Origin of the sequence: Glycomyces sp. MUSA5-2, assembly GCF_037034145.1 — a bacterium.
Lineage (GTDB): Bacteria > Actinomycetota > Actinomycetes > Mycobacteriales > Micromonosporaceae > Glycomyces > Glycomyces artemisiae.
Genome location: NZ_JBAGKG010000004.1, coordinates 236426 through 257801 on the forward strand (window position 1 = coordinate 236426; position 21376 = coordinate 257801).

Genomic DNA, 21376 nt, shown 5'->3' on the forward strand with positions numbered 1-21376 from the left:
ACGCGGCGGTGCGGACCGCGACTTCGGTGACAGTGCCCTTGACGCGGCGCCCGGTCGCGAAGTCAATCGCGGAAGCGGCGCCAGCCAGGTCCTCGCGTTGAGGACCACGGCGATCGCGACCGCGGAACAGCCGCGCTGTGGCCGGTGTGCTGCTGCGCCCGTTTGCGGGCAGCGGGGCGGCCCTCGCTCGTTTAGCCTTCTCCCATGAACTGCAAGCGACTTTTCACCGCGGTGCTTGTGCTCGGCGCGACTGTGTTGACGAGTGCCTGCGTGAACGAGGGGCCGTGGGCCGATGAGCCGGCCGCATCCGAGGCGGCGACTCCGGCATGGGTGCCGGAGGACCTGCCCTGCAGTGAACTCGGGACCGTGCTCGGCGCGCATGCGGCGCTGTCGATGGCACTCGTCGCCGACTACACCGAGCAGGGACCGGGCCTCGCGGAGGACATGGTCCCCAGCGTCGATACGCAGTCCGGGGCCGACACCCTCGCCGCGGCCAGACAGGAGTTGGCCGAGCTCGTGCCCGAGGACGTCGCAGCCCACGTCCAGGTGCTCACGGAAGCGGGGACGGCGATCTCCGGGGTCGTCGACGACGGCGGTTCGCTGGCCGAGGCCTACGACATCTGGAACGTGCCAGAAGTCGAGGGTGCGCGAGCGGCGATCCGGTCCTATGTCGACGAATCCGGCTGCGTTTCCTGAGCATTGACATGGCCGCCGCAAGAGCTTCGCCCAGCTGTCCGCGGTCTTGACCCGAGCTCTGCCTTGCCGTCGCGGTCGTAGTCGTACCCCTGGAACTGCGCCTCGGGGCCGGGGTCCTCGCTGCGGGCGATGCGCCAGAGCGCGAGGGCGATAGCAGCTCGCTGTCGTCCTCCCGGCTTGGCTAGTGCGAGGTCGAGCCGGGACTCCAGCCAGGCGAGGCGTTCTTGGAGGGTGGAATGGTGCAGATGCAGGCGGTCTGCGGCTTGGCGCAGGCTGGTCTGGTCAAGCGCGGCCTGGAGCGTGTCGATGATCCAGGGGCGGGTGGCGAGGGCCTGGTTCAGACGCTGCACGTCCGGGACCGCCGCGGCGTCCGGTGGGCTGAAATGTTCCACAAGTGCGGCGACGGCGCCGAGGCCTTCGTACCGGACCACGGACGCGCCGGGCCCGCCGACGCGGTCGGTCAGGCGAAACGCGATGGCGGCTCGCCCCACGGCGGTAGGCAGATCGAGCGGTTCGCCGGCAAGGGCCGTACCGGCTCGCAGGTCGGTCGGGAAGGCCACAGGTGCGGGGGCCAGCGCGACCGTGTACCGGCCGATCGCCGCCGCGAGGGGCAAAGCGGGGAAGGGTGCGGTGGCGACGACGACGGTCACATCGGAGGGGAGGCCGAGTGCCCGCACGGCGTTGCGTCGGTCGTGCTCGGCGGCATCGGGGTCGCAGGCGACCCGGACCAGTGTGGCGGGAGTGTGCGGTGCGGGCCGGTTGAGCGCCTGGATCGTGTGCGCGGCGCGCTCCAGCAGGAGCGGGTCGAGCGGTCCGGTGGTCGCGTCGGGCCGTTCGAGCCAGACCCAGGCGCCGATGCGGCCCGGCACTGCCAGCCGCACCGACGAGGCGTGCTCGGTCTCCGGCAGCGGCCTGCCTTCGGGGTCGAATCGCCTGACGCTGCCGGCTTCGGCGTCGTGCAGTCCGGCGGGGCAGCCCGCCAATGCCGCCGTCGCGCGGACCACGGCCGCTGCCGTGGCCCGCGCCTGGACGAGGCGGTCGAAGTGGTCGATGACGCGCAGGGCGGCGACGGCGGGGTCGTCGCTGGACTCCAGCCTGCCGATGAGCTCACGCACGCCAACCTCCCGCGCCGACCTTGGTGCTTGAACGTGAAGGTTAGCTCCGGTTCAGGCTTCGAGCGCGCGCCGGATGAACTCGTCGCGGGTCGCGACGGAGGCGCGCGAGACGGCGGCGTGCGCCGCCATCATGTCGGAGCCGTGGAACGCGCCGCCCCACATGTGCAGGTCGACGTTGACGCCTGCCTGTGAGAGCCGCGTCGCGTAGTCGAGGATCTCGTCGCGGAAGACCTCGACCGAACCGGTGTCGATGTAGGTCCGCGGCAGGCCCGAGAGGTCCTCGGCGCGGGCGGGGGCGGCGTACGGCGAGACGTCGGGCCCGCCGCGCCGGTCCCCCAGCAGCGAGGTCCAGCCGAACAGGTTGGCGTTGCGGTCCCAGACGCCCTCGCCGTCGAGCATGCGGCTGCTGTGGGTCGCGAAGCGGTCGTCGAGCATGGGGCAGATGAGGATCTGGTGGCTCAACCGGGGGAAGGCGCGGTCGCGGGCGAGGAGCGCGGTCCCTGCGGCCAGTCCTCCTCCCGCGCTGCCGCCGACGATGATGAGGCGGTCGGAGTCGATGCCGAGTTCGTCCGCGTGCTCGGCCGTCCACGCCAGCCCGGCGTAGCAGTCCTCGACCGGCGCCGGGTCGGGGTGCTCGGGGGCGAGCCGGTACTCGACGGAGACCGCGACCGCGTTCCCGTCGGCGACGTACGGCAGGACCAGTTCCGCTCCGGACCGCCGGTCCCCGGCGATCATCCCGCCGCCGTGGATGTTGAACAGGCCGCCCACCCGGCCGCGCGCGCTGGCCGGGCTGAGGATGAGCAGCGTGATCTCCGGCGCCCCGTCGGGGCCGGGGACGCGGCGCTCCTCGACTCGGACGCGTCCGCCCGCCGTCAGGTCGGGCTCCGGGAATCCGGGCGCCTCGACCTCCGGCATGCCGTTTCGCAACGCGGGCAGCGTCTCCGCCGTCAGGACCGTGCCGGCGGGCCCGGCCCGGAGCATCTTCTCGGCGGGGGCGAGTTCGGGGTCGAACGGGGGCCGCGTGGTGACGGGCCCCAGCATGCTTTCGGCCGCGGTATCGGTCATGGTCCACTCCTTCGCGTGCATCGCTGATCCCCCATCCTCGAACGGCGAACGGGCGCCGCGACACCCGCAGATGGCGGGAAGTCCACTCGCTCCACCCGCCAGAACGGCACCGAAGCCTTCCCGCAGCCGGGATGCCACGGCCGGAGCCGTGGCATCCCGATCCGTCAAGAGCGGACGAACGTCAGGAGCGCCTCGTTCACTTCCTCTGCGTGGGTCCACAGCAGCCCGTGCGGGGCGCCTTCGACCTCGACGTACTCGGCGTCGGGCACGGCCTGGTGGAAGCGGCGGCCGGTGGCGTCGATCGGCAGGATGTTGTCCTTGGTGCCGTGGAGGATCAGGGTCGGCTTGGCGGCGGCGCGGACGGCCTCGACGTCGGCGCGGAAGTCCTCGATCCAGGAGGAGACGACCGCGTAGGCGGCGACCGGCGCCGAGCCGGTGGCGGTGTTCCAGTTGGCGGTGACGACCTCCTGGCTGATGCGCGAGCCCAGGTGCTCATCGAGGTTGTAGAAGTCCTGGTAGAACTGGGTGAACCAGGCGTAGCGGTCGCCGCGCGCGGCCGCGGCGATGCCGTCGAAGACCTCCTGCGGGACGCCCTCGGGGTTGTCGTCGCGCTTGACGAGGAACGGCTCCAGCGAGGCGAGGAAGGCGAGCTTCGCGACGCGCTCGTGGCCGTGGTTCTTGACGTAGCGGGCGAGTTCGCCGGTGCCCATGGAGAAGCCGACGAGGATGACCTCGTGCAGGTCCAGCTCGGTGAGGACGGTGTTCAGGTCGGCGGCGAAGGTGTCGTAGTCGTACCCGGTGCCGACCTTGCTCGACTGCCCGAAGCCGCGGCGGTCGTAGGTGATGACGCGGTAGCCGGCGGCGAGCAGCTCGCGGGTCTGGCGCTCCCAGCTGTGCCCGTCGAGCGGGTAGCCGTGGATGAGGACGACGGGCTGCCCGGAGCCCTGGTCCTCGTAGTAGAGCTCGATCGGGGTGCTGTTCTCGGTGCCGACGGTGATGGTGCCCATGGTCTTCGTCCCTTTCCCGATGGAGAACGATCGTTCTCCGCTGATGTGGACTACTCTAGAGAACGATCGTTCTCACCGCAAGGGGTTCCCATATGATCGACGACACCGCGGCCCGGGCACAGGTGGTCGGCGCCGCCGACCGGCTCTTCTACGCCTGCGGGGTGCAGGCCGTCGGGATGGACGCCGTCCGCACCGAGGCCGGCGTCTCGCTCAAGCGCATCTACCGGCTGTTCCCCTCCAAGGACGACCTCATCGTGGCCGTGCTGGAGCGGCGGCGCGAGGTGTGGGACGCCGGGATCGCCGCCACCGCCGAGCGGGCCGCGACCCCGCGCGAGAAGCTGCTGGCGGTCTTCGACTTCCTCGACGCGTGGTTCCGCGAACCCGACTTCCGCGGGTGCGCGTTCATCAACTTCTACGGCGAGCTGAGCGGCGGCTCCGAGGAGGTGCGCCGGACCGTGCGCGAGCAGAAGGAGGCATTCGGCGCCTACGTCGCGCAGCTGGTCGACGAGGCCGGAGCCCCCGCGTCCCTTGCCCCCCAGATCACCATCCTCGCCGAAGGAGCGCAGACGACCGCCGCGATCGCCAACACTCCCGACGCCGCCGCCCACGCCCGCGCCGCGGCCGAAGCCCTCCTCGCCAACGCCCTGGACTGACCGACCGCCGCACGGCACGCGTTCAGGGCCGGTCCTGCGTACAATCCTCCGGTGGAGATCATCGACATCGAGCCCGGTGACGCCCGGCTCACGGCCGAACTGCTGCCCGTCCTCCGAGAGCTGCGCCCGAACCTGAGCGTCGACGACCTCCTCGCCGTATACGACGAGGGGCACGGCCAGGGGCTGCGGTTCACCGGGGCCTACTCGGACGGCCGCTGCGTGGGGGTAGCCGGCTGGCGCACGGTGGCGAACACCAACCGGCTCCGGATGCTCTACGTCGACGACCTGGTCACGCTGTCCGAGGCGCGCTCGACCGGAGTCGGCCACGCGCTCCTCGAATACCTGGAGCGGCGAGCGCGTGAACTCGGCTGCAACGCACTGCATCTGGACTCGGGAACACATCGACTCGACGCCCACCGCTTCTACATGCGGGAGCGGTTGACGATCAGGGCCTTCCACTTCGCACTGGAGCTCGACTAGGGCCTGCGGTGCACGGGCGGCACCCGCCGCGTGCCGTCCCCGGTCAGTCCCAGGTGCGCTCGGCGAGGTGCGCCTGGAGCCTGGCGTGCCTGAACTGGTAGACGGGCCCCGATTGCCGGAGTACGCCGCGTCGAGCGGCGTCGTCGAGGAACCGCATGAGCCGCAGCGGACCGAGCCCGCTGCCCGCGAGCACGACGCAGGCCATCGCGAACGACCACACCCCGGTGATGCGCGCGTAGACCAGCCAGAGCAGGCCCGTCATCTCGATGAAGGCCACGACCACGGCGACCGCTCGGCCGCCCGGTGGGACCGTCGGCTCGACGAGCGCGATCGCGCTCCAGATCGCGCTCGCGATCACCGTGTAGCCCAGGACGGTCACGTGGAACGACTTGAGCATCTGGGCGGGCGTCGGATGCTGGTCGACCACCTGCGCTTCGCGGGCCGTCCGCCGGAGCAGCCGCTCGAAACCGCGGAAGAACCGCCCTGACACGAGCAGGAGCACGATGGCGACGGCGACCGACGCCATGGACGCCGCGGCACCCCCGTTCGCGAACGAGCGGCGCAGCTCCGCGATCCCGATCTCGGACACCGGTCCCAGGTCCCATGCGGTCGGCTCTCCCGTGACCTGCCCCCACGACTCGATGAGCACCATCCAGAATGTGAAGACGAGACCGCCATGCGCGACGGCCGCCCATGATTTCATCCACTTGAGACGGTCGGTCAGGTGGACGTACCCGACCAGCGGCAGGTCGGCCACCCGTCGCCGCTCCGCCAGGGCCAGCACCAGGGAAGCCGACGGCACGAGGACCAGTATGGACAGCATGAAGGTGAGGTAGGGGAAACCGTCGGTCCTCCCGAACCGGACATGCTCCAAGACCGTGACGAGCACGGTCGCGACCGCGGCGACGGCCAGTGCCGCGAGGTGCAGGCGGACCGCGTCGACCGACCGGTGCAGCTGCCACCATGCGAGGTCCCTGGTGCCGAAGCGCTCGCAATGGGAGGCCAGGTGCTCCAGCCACCGCCGGGCCTCCTCCGGCGGATACGGGCGCAGCCGCATGGCGGCCAGCGCGCTGCGCTTGCGCCCGTACACGGCCGGCACGTACGCGCCCAGGAGGTGGAGCTCGATCGACGCGGCGTCGGCCTGGTCGAGCAGTTCGGCGGGATTCGACGCGGGATCGTCGTACGCGGTGCGGGCCAGGTAGAGGTTGAGCGGTGTCGACAGCACGGTCGCAAGCGGCCCTTGCGGATCGGCCGCGAGCGCCTCCGTCACCGGCGTCCACCGGTTGCGCGCGGCGATCTCGCCGCCGGGCAGATAGAAGGCCGCTTCGCTGGCGGTGACCGGGGCGATCTCCACGACCGCCGCGCGCTCCAGCGGGCGCCCGGCCGCCTCCACCGCCGATTCGTACTCGTCGATCCGCGAGGTCAGCACCAGCGGGAGCGACGCCCCGGAAGGCTCGTCGAACACGTCGTTCAGCGCCGCGAACGCCTGCGACCTGATCGTCGCGGGCAGTTCGTCGAAGCCGTCGAGGACCGGCAGGAGGCGTCCTTCCTCCATGAGGTCGGCGACCCGGTCGGGTCCGGCCTTGCCGTGCCCTTTCAAGTATTCGGCGGCCACCGTTCGCGCGATCCACGTGTCGAGCCGGTCGGCGCGCGCGTTCCAGCCTGCGAGGTCGAGCAGGACCGGGACGGGGCCGCCGGTCGCGGGGCCGCCGGTCGCCGCCTGACCGGCGAGGAGGCGGCACACCAGGAGGACCGCGAGCGAGGTCTTACCGGAGCCCGGCGGGCCGAGGATCACCAGGCGGCCCGAGGGGATGCGGCGCCACCGCTCGGCGATGTCGTCGGCGGTGCCCGACTCCCAGGCGGGGCCGGACGCGGCGGCCGCACCCGCCACATCGGCGTCCGAAGGCGCGATCGGACGCGCGGTCGCCTTCCACGCCACAGGGATCGGCGACGGGTCGGCCAGACCCCGCTGCCGGGCCGCGGTGTTCCACTGGCGGGCCAGGAGCTTCGCCAGGTCCCGTGCGGTGCCGTCAGCGCTCGCCGACCGGGCCTTCCCCTCCTGGTGCAGGGACAGTATCCATCCCACGAACGCCGTGACCGCCGCGAGGCAGGCGAGGACCGTCAACGTCGGCGGGCCTGCGGCACGCCAACCCAGATACGCCGAGACTGCGGCCACTATGAACGCGAGGAAGTTGTTGAGCGGGCCGAGCCGGACCAGGGCGTGCAGCAAGGAGCCCTCCAAGGGGTCGGGAGGCGGGCACACCGATTATCGCACCGGGACCGCCGTCGCCGCTCTCGCGACGGCGTTGACTCGGACAAGCCGGGGCGCTCGGGCTCGTTGCCGCACATCGGTACTCCTCGGACGAGGCGTTGCCCGCACACGGCGCGCAAGGCTCGTGGCCCTGCCGGTGGATTGCCTGCCGCTCGCCTGGTGCACCGCTCTCGGCGGCCGAAGAATGGCGTGTGCAAGCACGCTCATCCGCAAGAGCGTTCACGAAAGGATCCACATGCGACGTCTCAAGAGCGTCCTCTTCACACGAATACTGGCCGCGACCGCCGCATCCGCCGTCGCCCTCCTGGGGACACTGCTCATCTCCGCCGCGCCCGCCGAGGCCGCCTGCCAAGGCAGGGCCAGCGGATTCACGATCACCCACTATCAGGGCGGCGTCGCCGTCGCGCAGGAGCGCCAGGTCGTCGGCACCTGCGACGGCAACGGCGTGTACCACGGCCAGCTCCGCGACCTCCGACCCGGCGACGGATACTCCGCGAAGGTCCGGTTCAAGGAGGGCGACTTCAACGCCGTCGTGTTCACCACCACGAGCAGCACCTGGCAGAACTACACGTACACCGAGAAGACCCCCGACTCGGCCGAGAGCTACGCATCCGTGCAGGTGTACGCCGATCCGGCCCACCGCCCCGACATCTACACCCCGAACTACGGATTCTGACCCCGCGGGCCCCTGCCGCGGACGAGTGCGCTCGCGGCAGGGGCCCGTCCGCCGCTGTCCCGAGCCCTGCTCGAAGGGGTATTGGCGGGGCCGAGCCAGGTGGTGAGGGAGGCCCGTAGCGCGTCCAGGTCGCGCCGGTCGCGAGTGCGGGCGGCCCAGGCGACGTGTCCGTCGGGGCGGACGAGCACGGCGTGCGCGTTGAAGTCCGCGCCTTGCGCGGTGCGGGTCCGGACGAGGTCGGCCCGGTCCGTCCATCCGGCGGCGGCCGCTTCGAGTCCGTGCAGGCCGCCGAGGTCCAGCAGCAGGGCGCGGCCCTTGTGGAGCAGGTCGTAGACGCGGCCGTGCTCCAGGTTGAGGTCGGGCATGCGGCGGCCGAGCAGGTTGTCGGACCCCTCGATCGGATACCTGGTGTCGATCGCGGTGATCTCGGCGGCGAGGCGGGTGCGGACCTCGGCGATGCCGATCAGGTCGGCCATGGTCTCGCGCAGCGCGGAGGTGTGGTCGTCGACCCGCCACAGCGCGGTCTGGGCGCGGGTGTTCTGCAGGACCCGGGCGGCGATCGGACGGCGTTCGGCCCCGTACGTGTCGAGCAGCGATTCCGGTGCCTGACCGCGGATCACGGCGGCGAGCTTCCAGCCGAGGTTGACCGCGTCCTGCACGCCGGTGTTCAGTCCCTGCCCGCCCGCGGGGAAGTGGACGTGCGCGGCGTCCCCGGCCAGGAGCACCCGGCCGTCGCGGTAGCGGTCGGCCTGGCGGGCGGCGTCGCCGTGGTGCGAGAGCCAGCGCGGGGAGTGAATGCCGAAGTCGGTCCCGGCGATCTTGCGCATGGTCGCGCTGAGGACGTCGAGGGTGACCGGGTCGTCGCGGTCGCGCACGTGGTCGAACTCGTTGGTGATGACCCGGTACCAGTCGGGGCCGAAGCGGAGCACCGAGAAGGAGCCGTGTTCGCGCCGCTCCTGGAAGACGTCGCGCTCGGGCGGATCGGTGAGGTGGACGTCGCCGAGCATGGCGGTCATGGTGGCGGGGGTGCCGGGGAAGCCGATGCGGGCGAGGCGGCGGACGGTGCTGCGGCCGCCGTCGCAGCCGACGAGGTAGTCGGCGCGGAGGCGCGAGCCGTCGGCGAGGTCGACGGTGACGCCGTCCTCGTCCTGCGCGAAGCCGGTCAGTTCGGTGCCGCGCAGGATCGCCGCCCCGGTCTCGGCTGCCCGCTCCGCGAGCAGTCGCTCTACTTCGGACTGGAGTAGGAACAGCAGGAACGGGTACCGGGTCGGCAGGTCGGAGAGGTCCAGCGGCAGGCCCGCGTAGTGCGCGCCGGGCCGCCGCTGCCCGCTTGCCAGGAACCGGTCGGCCAGGCCGCGCTGGTCGAGGACTTCGAGGGTGCGGGCGTGGAGTCCTCCGGCGCGCGATTCGACGGTGCGGGGCGCGGTGTCGCGTTCGAGGACGAGCGCGTCGACTCCGGCGAGCCGCAGTTCGCAGGCGAGCATGAGCCCGGTGGGCCCGGCCCCGGCGATCACTACCTGGGGCCGGGTCCCGGTCTTGTTGTCGGTCATCGTGGTTCCGTTCTGGGAGGCGTGGCCGGGGTTCACCGGCGGCTGATGCGGTGGACGCCGGTCATGGCGAGGAGCTTGTCGGGGTTGCGGATCGCGTAGAAGTCGGTGATCCGCCCGGCGGCGACCACGAGGAGGAAGACGCCTTCGAGGCGGTCTTCGATGTAGGCGGCGATGGCGGGCGCGCCGTTGCAGGTGACGGTCTCGATCCGCAGATCCGACTCCGTTCGTCGCTTGTGGAAGATGTCGAGGACGGCGGCGGCGACCTTCGCGGCGCCGACGACGGGCTTGCGGGCCGCGGTGGTCTTGCCGCCGCTGTCGGCGGTCCACACCGCGTCCGGGGCGAGCAGCGCGAGCAGCCCGTCCAGGTCGCCGGTGGCCGTGGCGGCCATGAACTGCTCGGTGATCCGCTCGGCCTCGGTGTCCAAGGGCGCGAAGCGCTTCCGACGGGCCTGCACGTGCGCCCGGGCGCGGTGCGCCGTCTGGCGCACCGCCGCCACGGACTTCCCGACCGCCGCGGCGATCTCGCCGTGCTCGAACCCGAAGACCTCCCGCAGGACGAACACCGCGCGCTCGTCGGGGGTGAGGGTTTCGAGGACCACGAGCATCGCCATCGACACCGATTCGGCCAGCACCGCGTCCGCGGACGCATCGCGCTCGTCGAGCAGCAGCGGCTCCGGCAGCCAGGGCCCCACGTAGTCCTCGCGGCGGCGGCTGCTCGCCCGCAGCGCGTTGAGCGCCTGCCTGGTCACCAGCTTCGCCAGGTACGACCTGGTGTCGCGGACCTCGGCGAGGTCCACTCGGGACCAGCGCAGGTAGCCGTCCTGGAGGACGTCGTCGGCTTCGGTCGCGGAACCGAGGATCTCGTAGGCGATGGTGAACAGCAGCGGCCGCAGCGCCGTGAAGCGCTCGGCGTGCTCGTCGGCGTCCGCCGCGTCGTACGCTTGCGCTCCTTCGGTGCTCATGCCCTGCTCCGTTCCGCCACCGGTTCGAGGGCGCGGGGGCCGCCCTTGATCCAGATCATCGTGCCAGGCTTGCGCGCTTCGAGGCGGATGCGCTTGGCGACCACGAACCGGCAGGTCGCCTCCTTGATGAACGCGCCCAGGCGGCCGCCGATGAACAGGCCGGTCATGGAGTCGTCCTTGCGGCCGATCTGCCGGATCCCGTCGTGGCGGCCAAGGCTCACGCAGGCACCGGTGAACCCGAGGTCGATCACGGCCGGCTCGGTCCCGGCGATGCGGCTGAGCACCGTGTCGGCGGCCCGCGCGCCGAGCGGCCCGGCCGCGTACCCGCTCATGCGCAGCGCCTGCCCCGACGGGGCGGCGCAGTCCCCGGCCGCGACGATCCGGTCGTCGTCGACGCTGGTCAGCGTCTCGTCGGTGAGGAGCCGCCCGAGGCCGTCGGTGGACAGGCCGCTCGCCGCGGCCAGGTCGGGGACGGCGAATCCGGCCGTCCAGATCGTCAGCGCACTCGCGTATTCGGCGCCGGAGGCGAGGCGGACGGCGTCGGCGCGGACCTCGGCGACGTTGTCGCCCTCGATCACCGTCACACCGTTCTTGTTGAGCCACTTGGCGACGTAGCGGCGCCCCGGCCCGCTCAGGTAGGGCGCGAGGACCCGGCCGCACACGAGCGCGACCCGGCGTCCCTGCTCGGCGAGCTCGGCCGCGATCTCGATGCCGGTGAGCCCGCCGCCGACGACGGTGACCGGCGCGTCCAGCGGCAGGTCTTCGAGGCCGGCGCGCAGGCGCCGCGCGGGTTCGAGCTCGGCGATGTCGTACGCGAACTCGGCCGCGCCGGGCACCGCGACGGGCGTCGCCCCGGTGCTCCCGACCGCATAGACGAGGTAGTCGTAGGCCAGCGCGCCGCCGGAGGCGAGGCGCACCGTGCGAGCGCCGGCGTCGATGCGCTCGGCCTTGTCGACGACGAGTTCGACGCCTTCGCCCAGCAGCGTCCCGTAGTCGATCTCGGCCTCGCCGGTGCCCGCCGCGAGCTGGTGCAGGCGCAGCCGCTCGACGAACTGCGGGCGCGGGTTCACGAGCGTGACGCGCACGTCGTCCCTGGCCCGCAGCCGGTTCGCGGCGATCGTCCCTGCATATCCGCCGCCGATGACGACGACGTTCCTGGTTGCACTGTGTTCGTTCATGCCCCCAAGACACCGCCGCGCGTGAAGGCGTGACACGGGATGGCGCGCATCACCTCCGTCCCACTCGGAGGCGGCGGGCCCGGGCCCCGGTGGACCCGCCGGTGGTCTGATGCAACCCCCGATCGCGGTCGAGGGGTAGGCATGATTGGAATACGTTGGAACGCAAGCACCGGAAGCGAGGACGCATGCCCCCTGCCGACACCGCCGCCCGGCTCGCGGCCTGGCTCGCCGCGCACATGGAGCACCACCGGCTCAGCGCCGAGGAGGTGGCCCGCGAGCTGCGGGTCGGTGCGGGCCAGGTCCGCGCCTGGCTCGCCGCCGCCGGGCACCGGCCGCCCGCCGCCGCCGGGGAGTTCGACCACCTCGACACGCCGGTGAAGCTCGGCGCGTGGCTGCGCGCCCGGATCGCCGACTCCGGGCTCACCGTCCGCGAACTCTCTGCGTCCACTGAGCACGTCTCGATGAGCACGGTCTACAACTGGCTCAAGGGCGAGCACCTCCCCGCCCCGCCCGCCGCCGACGAACCCGACCGGTTCGACCTGCTCCTGTCCAACCCCGCGCTCGGCCTCGGCATCCACCAGCGCGTCCAGCTCGACGAGGTCCGCCGCCGCCTCACCGGGACCTCGCTGCACGTCGACGACCCCGCCGCCTGGGACGCCCGGGCCCTGCCCGCCGCCAACCGCTCCTTCACCGGCCGCCGGGCCGCCCTCCGCCGCCTCGACCGCGCCCTCGCCGACCGCGCCGCACTGGTCCTCGTCACCGGCATCGGCGGCGTCGGCAAGACCGGCCTCGCCGTCCAGTGGGCCCGCTCGGCGCTCGCCCGCGCCACCTACACCGACGGCTGCCTCTACCTCGATCTGCACGGCTACAGCGCCGGGCCTCCTGTGGACGCCGACACCGCCCGCCTGCGCCTGCTCTACCAGCTCGGCGTCGACCCCCGCCGCCTCCCCTCCGACACCGAAGCGCAAGCGGCCCTGTACCAGCGGATCCTCGCCGACCGCCGCGTCCTCCTCGTGCTCGACAACGCCCACGGCGAGCCGCAGGTGCGCCCGCTCCTGCCCGCCGCGCCCGGCTGCCTCGCGCTGGTCACCAGCCGCGGGCGCCTGACCGGCCTCGACGTCACCAGTCCCGGACTCGCCCGCCTCGACCTCGACGCCCTCGCCGACACCGAGGCCACCGCCCTCCTGCGCGACCTCCTCGGCCGCCTCGCCACCAAGGACGTCCCCGACGCCGACGTCCAGGCCCTCGCCGACCGCTGCGGCCGCCTCCCCCTCGCCATCCAGATCGCCGCCGCCGACTACCTCACCCACCACCACCCGCGGCGCACTTCGCTCGCCGACTACACCGCCGACCTCGCGTTGGGGGCCTTGGCGACCGGCCCCGACGACCCCGCCACCGCCGTCACCCCCACCCTCGACCACTCCCACCGCCGCCTCAGCCCCGGCGCGCAGCGCGCCTACCGCCTCCTCGGTCTCCACCGCGCCCCGGACTTCGCGCCCGCGTGGGCCGCCAGCGTCGTCGCCGAGCCCATCGAGCGCGCCCGCGCGCTGCTGTCGGAGCTCGCGCAGGCCAACCTCCTCGCCGTCGACGACCGGGGCCGGTACGCCTTCCACGACCTCCTCCGCGAGCATGCCGCCGCGCTCGCCGACCGCCACGAGACCGCCGAGGACCGCCGCGCCGCAGTCGGCCGCGGCCTCGACCACTGGCGCGCCGGAGGCATCGCCGCCACCATGGCCGCCGAACCCGGCCGCGACCCGATCGTCGCGCGCCCCTTGGCCCCTGGCGTCACACCCGAGGTCTTCGACGACTACGACGCCGCGGCGCGGTGGATCGACGACGAACTCGAAGGGCTCCTCGCCGGGGCCGCCCACGCCGCCGAGGCGGGCTTCGACGCCGACGTCTGGCAGTTCGCCTGGACCGCCGCGAACGTCCTCGGCGACCGCGGCCAATGGAGCCGCCAGATCGAACTCGCCCGCCTCTCCCTAGAGGCCTCCCAGCGCGCGGGCGACACCGAGGCGATCGCCCGCAGCCACCGCTTCGTCGCCCACCCGGCGATCCGCGACGGCCGCGTCGACGAGGCCCGCACCCATCTTCGCTCCGCGCTCGACCTCCACCGCGCCGACGCCGACGCCGCGGGCCAGGCGGCCGTGCTCCACAGCCTCGCCGCCATCGAGGAGCACGTCGGCGACTACGCGGCCGCGCTCGCCTGCGCCGAAACGGCCCTCGCCATCGACCGCGACCGCGGCTTCCTCGGCGGCCAGGGCCGCGCCCTCAACGAGATCGGCTGGCACCTCGCCCATCTCGGCCGCGCCGCCGAGGCCGTCGAGCCGTGCCTCCAGGCCCTCGCCGTCTTCGAGAAGCTCGGCGACCGCGGCGGGGCCGCGCTCACCCTCGACACCCTGGGCTACATCCGCCACGCCGGGGGCGAGCACGACGCCGCGATCGCCGAGTACCGCCGCGCCAACGCCGAGTTCCGGGCCCTCGGCCGCCCGTTCGAGACCGCGGGCACCCTCGACCGCATCGGCGACGTCCACGCCGACGCGGGCGACCGCGCCGCCGCGCGCGCCGCGTGGAGCGAATCGCTCGCGCTCTTCGAGGAGCTCGGCCACGCCGTCGCCGACGAGGTCCGCGCCAAGCTCGAAGCGCCCGAGTGACCGGTCATGCCCTGGGCGCCGGTCCATCTCGCGGCGGGGCCAGCCGTCGACCGTGCGGTCCCCGTGCTCAGGCGATCGAGGCGGTGATCTGCTCTGCCTGGGCCGCAAGGTCTTGGAGGTAGGCGTCGGCGTCCTCCGGGGACTGCTGCGCCGGGTCGATCCAGCAGAAGACCGAAATGGTGAGGCGGCCGGTCACGAACGTGATCTGGCGCTTCTGCTGGTCCTCGCCCTCCCCCTGCACGTACAGGAAACCCGACTCCCCGGCGCCGTCGAAGTCGCTGACGGCGTCGGCCTGCTCGGTCCACCATGCCTTCTCGTCGAGCCAGTACTGGGCGGCCGAGTCGGCGTCGGTCCAGGCGTCGACGGCCAGGCCCGCGCCGTCCGCGCCCTCGTGGTACCACGTGCAGGTGAGGTTGCCGATGCCGCCGGAGGTGTAGCCGTCCGATTCGGACGAACCGGGTTCGGTCCCGAACAGGGGCGCGTACCCGTCGGTGTCGAACTCCGCGCAGGTCTCGTCGGCGAGCACCTCGGCTCCCGAGCCGCTTCCGGTGGGGTTCACTTGCCACACGACGACCAGGATGGCGGTGAGCGCGATCGCGACGACGGCGACCACCGCGGCGCCGCCCGCCCAGAGGCGCCGGTGCGGCTGCGGCGGCGGAGGAAGCGGCGACGGGGCGTTCCAGGCGGTTCTGGTCGGCGGCATCATGCGGGGTTCCCTACTGTCGTAGTGGCGGGCGCCGGGTCTCGGTCGGTGGCGGGGTCGCGGCCGATCCTCGCGTGCAGGCCGATCGCGAGCCCGGCCGCGGCGCCGACCGCCCCGCACGCGGCGACGGCGATCGAGGGCGACAGGGCCGAGGCGAGGAGCCCGGCCAGCGCCATGCCGAGTCCCTGGGCGGTCTGGAGCCCGGCCGCGGCGAAGCCGATCGCCCTGCCGCGCATGCCGTCTGGCACGGATTCGATGAACGAGGTCTGGGCGAGGACCATGTAGGAGCCGAACAGGCCCGAGAGCGCCCACAGTGCCACCGTCACGGGCAGGCTCGGCGCGGTGAGAGTCAGGACCAGGGGGACGCCGGTGGCGACGGTGAGCGGCACGGTGAGTCGGCGCCGGGCGGTCGGGCCGAGGCGGGCGACCAGGAGCATGCCGACGGCGGCGCCGATGACGTCGGCGGCCATGAGCCAGCCGACGGCGGCCTGTCCGGCGCCGATCTGCGCGGCGTAGGGCGCCGCGAGCGCCTCAGGGACGACGAAGCATCCGAACAGCCAGGTGAGCGCGGCGAGCCCGAGGAGGCGGCGGTCGCCGGCGACGTAGCGGATGCCCGCGAGGGCGAAGCCGCTGCGGGTCCGCTCTTCGGCGACGCCGTCGCGGTCGGGCAGGTGGGGCCCGAGCCCGGTCCGGAGCATGAGCGCGGACAGCGCGAACGTCAGGGTGTTGACGGCGATCGCGAGGTGCGGGCTGCCGGTAGCGGCGACGAGGGCGCCGCCGAGGGTGAAGCCGAGGATCTGCGCGATGTTGTCGGTGCTGCTCATGATCGCTTGGCCGACAGGGAAGAGCCGCCCGGGGAGGACTCGCGGGGTGGTGGCGGTGCGGGCGGCGGAGAACAGCGGCTGCGGGCAGGTGACGAGGAGGACGAGGAGCGCCAGGAGCGGGAGGGGCACGGCGGGGATGATCATGAGGGCGCTGAGGCCGGCGCGGACGAGCTCGGTGACGGTCATGACGGTGCGCCGGGAGTGGCGGTCGGCGATCCCGGCGAGGAGCGGTGCGGTGATGAGCGGCGGCAGGAGCGACATGGCGTAGACGAGCGCGGTGACCGCCGCGGACCCGGTGCGGTCGAAGACCAGGAGCGCGAGCGCGACCCGCGCGAACTGGTCGCCCATGCGGGACTGGATCTGGGCGAGCCACAGGACGCGGAACTCGCCGATAGCGAGCACGTCGCGGTACCGCGCGGTTCGCTCGGGCATGGGCTTCCTCGGTTTCGGTGTCGCGGCGGAGGGGGCTGGGGCCGGCCGTGTCCGGCCCCAGCGGATGGACTCGCGGCCTGGTCAGTGCCAGTCGCTGTCGCGGCGGTATTCGCGGTCGCGCATCGCAATCTCCTTTCCTGCGGCGGAGCGGCCGGGAGGCGTCCCGGGCGCTCGGCCGCAGCCCATTGAACTGAGTGGAGGGCCGAAGCGGAAGGACTCGTTGGAATCCGTTGCAATCGACGGGAGGCGGGCGCTCGGAGCCGTGCGGCCGCGGCGTCACGGTTCGGTGTCGCAGGGGGTGCGCGGCTGGCGGGGGGTCAGAGGTCGGCGAGCACGAACGGCGCCGCGGCGTCGATGAGCGCGTCGGCGTCCCAGGTGCGCAGTACCCCGGCGGGCTCGTTGTCCTCCGCGGGCCACAACTTGACCCATTGCGGGCACGGCGCGTCGCCTCCGTCGTCGCTTTCGACGTCGAATTCGCCGATCGACCTGCCGCTGGCGGTCTCGCGGACCTCGAACGTGTAAGCGGCGGGGAACAGGTCGAGCACGATGTGGACGTAGTCGCAGCGCATGATCGGCTCGGTGCCGGTCCGCCTGATCTCGGTCAGGCAGATCACCAGTTGCGACCGCTCGACGTCGGGAAACCCGAGCTCGGCGACCGGGGCGAGCCACTCCTCGGGGAAATCGTCCGAGTACAGCCTCTGGGAGGTGTCGGTGTGGTGCTCGGGGTCATGCGAGGCCACGATCGGGTGGGGACCGGGGCCGTCGTACCTCGGTGCAGCTGTGGTGGGGTAGCCCGCGTAGCCGCACGGACTCAGGTAGTACTCGGGGATCCGGTCGGTCGAATAGGGGCCCTCCTCCTCGCCTTGCCGCGCGCCGGTCGCGGTGCTTACCGTGGTGCAGGCGGCGAGGGCCAGGATGATCACGAGCGCGCCGGTCGCGATGAGCGCGATGTCGCCGCGCAGGACGTGCCGGTGCAGCCCGGGTTCGGGATCGGCGCTGCCGAGACCGAGCCGCGGGGAGAGCGGGCCGCGCCGTTCGATGAAGGAGGCCGCCGCGGGCCCGACGTGCTCGATCGTCACCGCTTCGCCCCGTTCGAGCGAACGCACCGCGCGTTTCGCCGTCTGCCGCAGCATGAATCCGAAGGCGAGCAGGACGGAGGCGGCGAGCCAGTACGCCTCGCCCGTGATGGAGAAGGCCAGCAGGACGAGATAGGCGGCGAGACCGGCGCACGCGCCGGCCGTGCCGCCCCAGAAGCACAGCAGCCAGGTCGACCGCCGACGCGACGGCTTGCGCAGGGGCATGTCACGGGTCCTCTCTCCAGACGATTGCACCCTCCCCTGCACGGGGGCGGTCGGCAAGCGGCCGTTGGAATCCGCTGGAATCCGATGGAAGAGCGCCCCGCGGCGGGGCGGCGGTGGCGGGCCTTTCGTACGATGCGGCGGAAATCGTCTCGGGGAATGGAGTTCATCGGTGGGTGACGACGGCCGGTCCTGGCATTGGCACGAATACCCGGTCGGTCTGGGCGGCGAGGTCGCACGCACCGGTGTCCGCACCCTGATCGCACTCCTCATCGGACTGGCGTCGGCCTTCATCCTCATGATGATCGGCGCCATCCTCGCCGAGGAGCACCTGTTCAACGACCCTGGACTCGAACACGCCATCGACGACCTCGCGCGCATGAGCGCCGGCATGATCATGGCGTTCGCCCTGGCCGCATGGGCCGCGTTCGCGCTGGCGACCTTTCTGCGGGAGCTGACCACCTCCCGGGCGCTCGTCAAAGCCGCCGCCCGCGGCGCGTCCCGGTACGAGGTGCCCTCGCCCGAGCAGATCGTCGCCGTGACGCGCGAACCGGCGACGCAGCTGACGATCTTCGGATGGGGCAACGCGGCCATGGCCGGGATCCTCGGGATCATCGGCCTCGGCATCGCGGTCGCCGAGGGCGACAGCTCCGAGGACGTGCTCCTCTTCTGGCTCCTCATCGGCTACGCCGCGCTCATGGCCCTGCTCGGCTTCGCCGGGCCGAAATGGCTCACGCCCGCGCACGAGCGGCGACAGGCCCTGATCGCCGCGAACTGGAGCTCCAGCGACGAGGCGGCCGCCTGGAAGCGGTCGTTCCGGTCGCCGGGCAAGCAGCGGCTGCTCTACGTGACGCCCGCGGAGCGGCTCCTCTTCGCCGCCGCAGTGCTCCTCGTCCTGGGGTTCGTGGCGCTCCAGGCGTCGGTGACGATGCGCTGCGGCACCGCCCCCAGGCCGGGCGCCCAGTGCGACGAAGTCACCTACAACTCCTTCATCGAGCGCCTCCTCGCCGGGGGCCTGGTGGTCTTCGCGGTCCTGCTGCCGCTGGCCGCGCTCCTCGCGGTCGCCGGCGTCCTCGTCGACTGGCGGCGGCGCCGGGCCGAGCGCGCCGAGCTGCTCGCGAAGCTCGCCGAGCCGCGCGGGGGCCGCCCGGCCGAGGACCTGCTCGCCCACCACGCCCAGCGGCGGATGCACCCGCTGGCGCTGGTCGGCGCGGCGCTGTCGGGGGTCGGCCTGGTGTTCGGCGTGTCCGCGTACATGGTCGGCGAAGGCAAGGGCCTGGGCTCGGAGGACGTCTTCGCCGTCTATCGCGAGGAGTCGCTCCTGGTGGTGGCCGTCTCGGCGGGCCTGTTCGCCGCCGCGCTGGTGGGCAACGGCATCGCGAACGTGCGCGGCCGGGAGCTCCGGAACGAGCTGATGCGCCGCTGGCCCACCCGGCCCTCCTGGTCCGCGGGAGAGGACGGCCAGGTGCTGCGCGCCAAGCGGGGCCCGGCGCTCCACGGCCCCCGCTACGTCAAGGTCGGCAAGAACGCCGGCTCGAACTGAAACAGAGGAGACGCATGATCCACCAGGAGCCCCGGCTGTGGGCCGCGCTGGAGTCGGCACAGGCGGTGGAGGACTTCGAGATACAGCAGGCGCAGCTGGAGGACGTCGTCAGCGGCGCCGAGGCCGGGGGCTTCGCCCGGCTCGCCTTCGTCGCCCGGCACGCGCTTGCGAACGCCTACTGCGTCGGGCGGCAATGGGACCGGGCCTTTCCGCTGTTCGCCCGCTGCCTCGCCGAGCACGACGACCGCAGGCACGAGTTCGGCCCGGCCGAAGAAGCCGCGCTGCGTTCCTGGTACTGCTGGATCATCCGGTCGATGGCCGAGTTCCCCGTCTTCAGCCTGACCCAGATCTACGCCGCGCTCGACGACGTCGAAGGGCGCTTCTGGACGGCGGGCGCGAACCTCGCGGAGGTGTACGCGACGCGCCGCGCCGTCGCGCACATCGCCGCCGACCGGGAGCAGGAGCAGCAGTACTTCCGGCAGTGGACCGCCGCGGGCGGACCGGACCCAGCGCGCATGTGGGACCTCGCCGCGCACGTCGACCGGCTCGTCGACCGCGGCGACGACGCGGCGGCGCACGCACTAGCCGCCCCGGCGCTGTCCGGCGCGCGGACCCTCGACGAGCCCCCGGTTCCGGTGCACATCGACATGCTCCTCCCCCTGGCGCGGCTCGGCCTGCACGCCGAGGCCCGGCGGTCCTTCCGCCTCGCCCGCCGCGGCATCACCCGCGAGGTGTACCGCTACGAGTACAGCGGCAAGCTCATCGAGTTCTGCGCGCTCACCGGGAACCTCGACGCGGGCCTCGAAACGCTCAGCAGGATGATGTGGGGCTTCCCGACCCTGAACCGGCCCACCGGAAAGATGGACTTCGCCGCCGCCACGGCGGTGCTGATGCAGCAGATGGTCGAGGCCGGCCGCGGCGACGAGCCGATCGGCTGGGCGCAGCAGGGCGACGACGAGTACGTCGACGCCGCGCGGCTCCTCGAACGGATGCGCCGCATCGCACTCGACCTCGCGGCCCGGTTCGACGCGCGCAACGGCACCGCGTCCCAAGGCGACCGGGTCCGCGCCCGCCTCGCCGCGCGGCCCGTCGCCGACGTCAGGATGAGCGCCGCGCACTACCGGTTCACCCACGGCATCCCCGAGGACCTGCCGCCCGAGGAGATCCTGTCCCGAGCCGAGCGGCACCTCGACCGCGACCAGCGCACCTCCGTCGGCGACCACCTCCTGGCGCTCGGGGAGCCGCCCGCGCACCTGGCCGCCCGCCGCGCGCACCTGGAGGCGCTGCTGCGCGGCGGACCGGACAAGGGGACCGCGCTGTACGAGGCGGCCGGGCGGTACCAGGACGAGGAGGACTGGGTCCGCTTCGCGCTCTGCATGTGCGACACCGCGATGTGGATGGCCGACAACGGGAGGATCGACGACGCGGTGCCGCTGGTGACCCAGATGCGCGACCTGCTGCGCAAACTGCCCGACCCGGGCGCGATCGCGCGCGCCGAGTTCGCGTACGCCAACGTCATGACGGGGCTGGAGCCGGACGAGGTCGACCGCGCGCTGGCCCGCGCCGCCGAGGACGCCGCCGAATCCGGCGACCCCTATGTCGTCGCCGTCGTCGCGGGCCACCAGGTGCACCTCGCGGTGAAGCAAGGGCTGCCGTCCGAGCAGGTCATCGCGCTGGCCGCGACGATGCGCGACGCCGCGCTGGACGCGGACTGGCCCGCGCAGGCGGTCCACGCGTTCTCCTACCTTGAGGCCGCCCATGCCAAAGCGGGGACGACGGCCGCGTACCGCCGCGAAGTCGACGAGCGGATCGCCGGGTTCCCTGCTGGCACACCGCTTGTAGTGCGGGCGGGCTACGGGTTCGCGCAGGCCCGGGGCCTGCTCGCCGAGGGCCGGGAAGCCGAGGCCGTCCCCGCGCTGGAGGAGCTGATCGCCGTGGAGCGCTACAGCGGCGTGCCCGCCGTCCACTGGCACTGGCTCGCCAAGGGCTACTTCGCCGCAGGCCGCCTCGACGACGCGGCCGACGCCGCGGAGGTCAAAGCCGACCTCCTCGACGACCTGCGCGAACGCGGCGACCTCGAAGACCCGTCGGCGGCCGACGAGAACCGGAAGCTGCTCATCGAGTGCTACCTGCTCCTCGGCGACCGCGACGGCACCCTGGAGCACCTGGAGACCCTGAGCCGCAACGCCCACAAGCGGAACGACGCGAACCTCCAGGACTACGCGCGGACCCGGATCGACCAGATCCGCCAGCGCGTCTGACGGCCCG

Annotated in this window: 17 protein-coding genes; 7 read left to right on the plus strand and 10 right to left on the minus strand. The window is 72.8% G+C overall.

Annotated features, from left to right (window positions below; genetic code table 11):
- Positions 1-204: 204 nt before the first annotated feature.
- A complete protein-coding gene (locus tag WA640_RS14805) occupies positions 205-696 on the plus strand; it encodes a hypothetical protein (RefSeq protein WP_335988606.1) in 492 nt (163 codons plus the stop codon).
- Here the strand turns inward: WA640_RS14805 and WA640_RS14810 are convergent.
- The 3 genes from WA640_RS14810 to WA640_RS14820 form a co-directional block, all read right to left on the minus strand.
- Complete coding sequence (locus WA640_RS14810) at positions 666-1811, minus strand: helix-turn-helix domain-containing protein (protein ID WP_335988608.1); 1146 nt, start codon at positions 1809-1811, stop codon at positions 666-668. The genes WA640_RS14805 and WA640_RS14810 overlap by 31 nt on opposite strands.
- 51 nt (positions 1812-1862) lie before the next feature.
- A complete protein-coding gene (locus WA640_RS14815) occupies positions 1863-2876 on the minus strand; it encodes an alpha/beta hydrolase (protein ID WP_335988609.1) in 1014 nt (337 codons plus the stop codon).
- 164 nt (positions 2877-3040) lie between these two features.
- Positions 3041-3883: an alpha/beta fold hydrolase gene (locus tag WA640_RS14820; protein WP_335988610.1), complete on the minus strand. Its 843-nt coding sequence runs from the start codon at positions 3881-3883 to the stop codon at positions 3041-3043.
- Between the two features lie 92 nt (positions 3884-3975).
- Here WA640_RS14820 and WA640_RS14825 point away from each other — a divergent pair, with 92 nt between their 5' ends.
- Together WA640_RS14825 and WA640_RS14830 are read left to right on the plus strand one after the other, a co-directional pair.
- Positions 3976-4536, plus strand: coding sequence for a TetR/AcrR family transcriptional regulator (locus WA640_RS14825; RefSeq protein WP_335988611.1), 561 nt, complete (start codon positions 3976-3978; stop codon positions 4534-4536).
- A 51-nt stretch (positions 4537-4587) separates the two neighbouring features.
- Entirely contained in the window at positions 4588-5016 is a 429-nt protein-coding gene (locus tag WA640_RS14830; protein WP_335988612.1) for a GNAT family N-acetyltransferase, read from the plus strand.
- 43 nt (positions 5017-5059) lie between these two features.
- Here WA640_RS14830 and WA640_RS14835 read toward each other — a convergent pair whose 3' ends face one another.
- Complete coding sequence (locus WA640_RS14835) at positions 5060-7246, minus strand: NACHT domain-containing protein (protein ID WP_335988614.1); 2187 nt, start codon at positions 7244-7246, stop codon at positions 5060-5062.
- Between the two features lie 277 nt (positions 7247-7523).
- Here WA640_RS14835 and WA640_RS14840 point away from each other — a divergent pair, with 277 nt between their 5' ends.
- Positions 7524-7964, plus strand: a complete 441-nt coding sequence (locus tag WA640_RS14840; RefSeq protein WP_335988615.1) for a hypothetical protein — start codon at positions 7524-7526, stop codon at positions 7962-7964.
- Here WA640_RS14840 and WA640_RS14845 read toward each other — a convergent pair.
- Genes WA640_RS14845 through WA640_RS14855 form a run of 3 tightly spaced genes read right to left on the minus strand, consistent with a single transcriptional unit; the run spans position 7952 to position 11654 of the window.
- Entirely contained in the window at positions 7952-9514 is a 1563-nt protein-coding gene (locus tag WA640_RS14845; RefSeq protein WP_335988616.1) for an FAD-dependent monooxygenase, read from the minus strand. The two genes, WA640_RS14840 and WA640_RS14845, sit on opposite strands and share 13 nt — an antisense overlap.
- Before the next feature lie 32 nt (positions 9515-9546).
- The gene (locus WA640_RS14850) at positions 9547-10476 is read right to left on the minus strand and encodes an RNA polymerase sigma-70 factor (protein ID WP_335988617.1); all 930 of its coding nucleotides are present in this window, start codon (positions 10474-10476) and stop codon (positions 9547-9549) included.
- A complete protein-coding gene (locus WA640_RS14855) occupies positions 10473-11654 on the minus strand; it encodes an NAD(P)/FAD-dependent oxidoreductase (RefSeq protein ID WP_335988618.1) in 1182 nt (393 codons plus the stop codon). The genes WA640_RS14850 and WA640_RS14855 overlap by 4 nt, the downstream gene beginning before the upstream one ends.
- A 185-nt stretch (positions 11655-11839) precedes the next feature.
- Between WA640_RS14855 and WA640_RS14860 the strand changes: the two genes are divergently transcribed.
- Positions 11840-14308 carry a tetratricopeptide repeat protein gene (locus WA640_RS14860; RefSeq protein WP_335988619.1) on the plus strand — a complete coding sequence of 823 codons (2469 nt, stop codon included), beginning with the start codon at positions 11840-11842 and terminating at the stop codon, positions 14306-14308.
- Between the two features lie 67 nt (positions 14309-14375).
- Here WA640_RS14860 and WA640_RS14865 read toward each other — a convergent pair whose 3' ends face one another.
- From WA640_RS14865 to WA640_RS14875, 3 genes are all read right to left on the minus strand, one after another.
- The gene (locus WA640_RS14865; protein WP_335988621.1) at positions 14376-15011 is read right to left on the minus strand and encodes a hypothetical protein; all 636 of its coding nucleotides are present in this window, start codon (positions 15009-15011) and stop codon (positions 14376-14378) included.
- The gene (locus WA640_RS14870; protein ID WP_335988623.1) at positions 15011-16267 is read right to left on the minus strand and encodes an MFS transporter; all 1257 of its coding nucleotides are present in this window, start codon (positions 16265-16267) and stop codon (positions 15011-15013) included. The genes WA640_RS14865 and WA640_RS14870 overlap by 1 nt, the downstream gene beginning before the upstream one ends.
- Positions 16268-16584: 317 nt before the next feature.
- A complete protein-coding gene (locus WA640_RS14875; protein WP_335988625.1) occupies positions 16585-17568 on the minus strand; it encodes a hypothetical protein in 984 nt (327 codons plus the stop codon).
- 169 nt (positions 17569-17737) lie between these two features.
- On the opposite strand from WA640_RS14875, the gene WA640_RS14880 reads away from it, so the two are divergent.
- Positions 17738-19108, plus strand: coding sequence for a hypothetical protein (locus tag WA640_RS14880; protein WP_335988627.1), 1371 nt, complete (start codon positions 17738-17740; stop codon positions 19106-19108).
- Between the two features lie 14 nt (positions 19109-19122).
- Positions 19123-21369, plus strand: a complete 2247-nt coding sequence (locus tag WA640_RS14885; RefSeq protein ID WP_335988629.1) for a hypothetical protein — start codon at positions 19123-19125, stop codon at positions 21367-21369.
- The last annotated feature ends 7 nt before the right edge of the window (positions 21370-21376 follow it).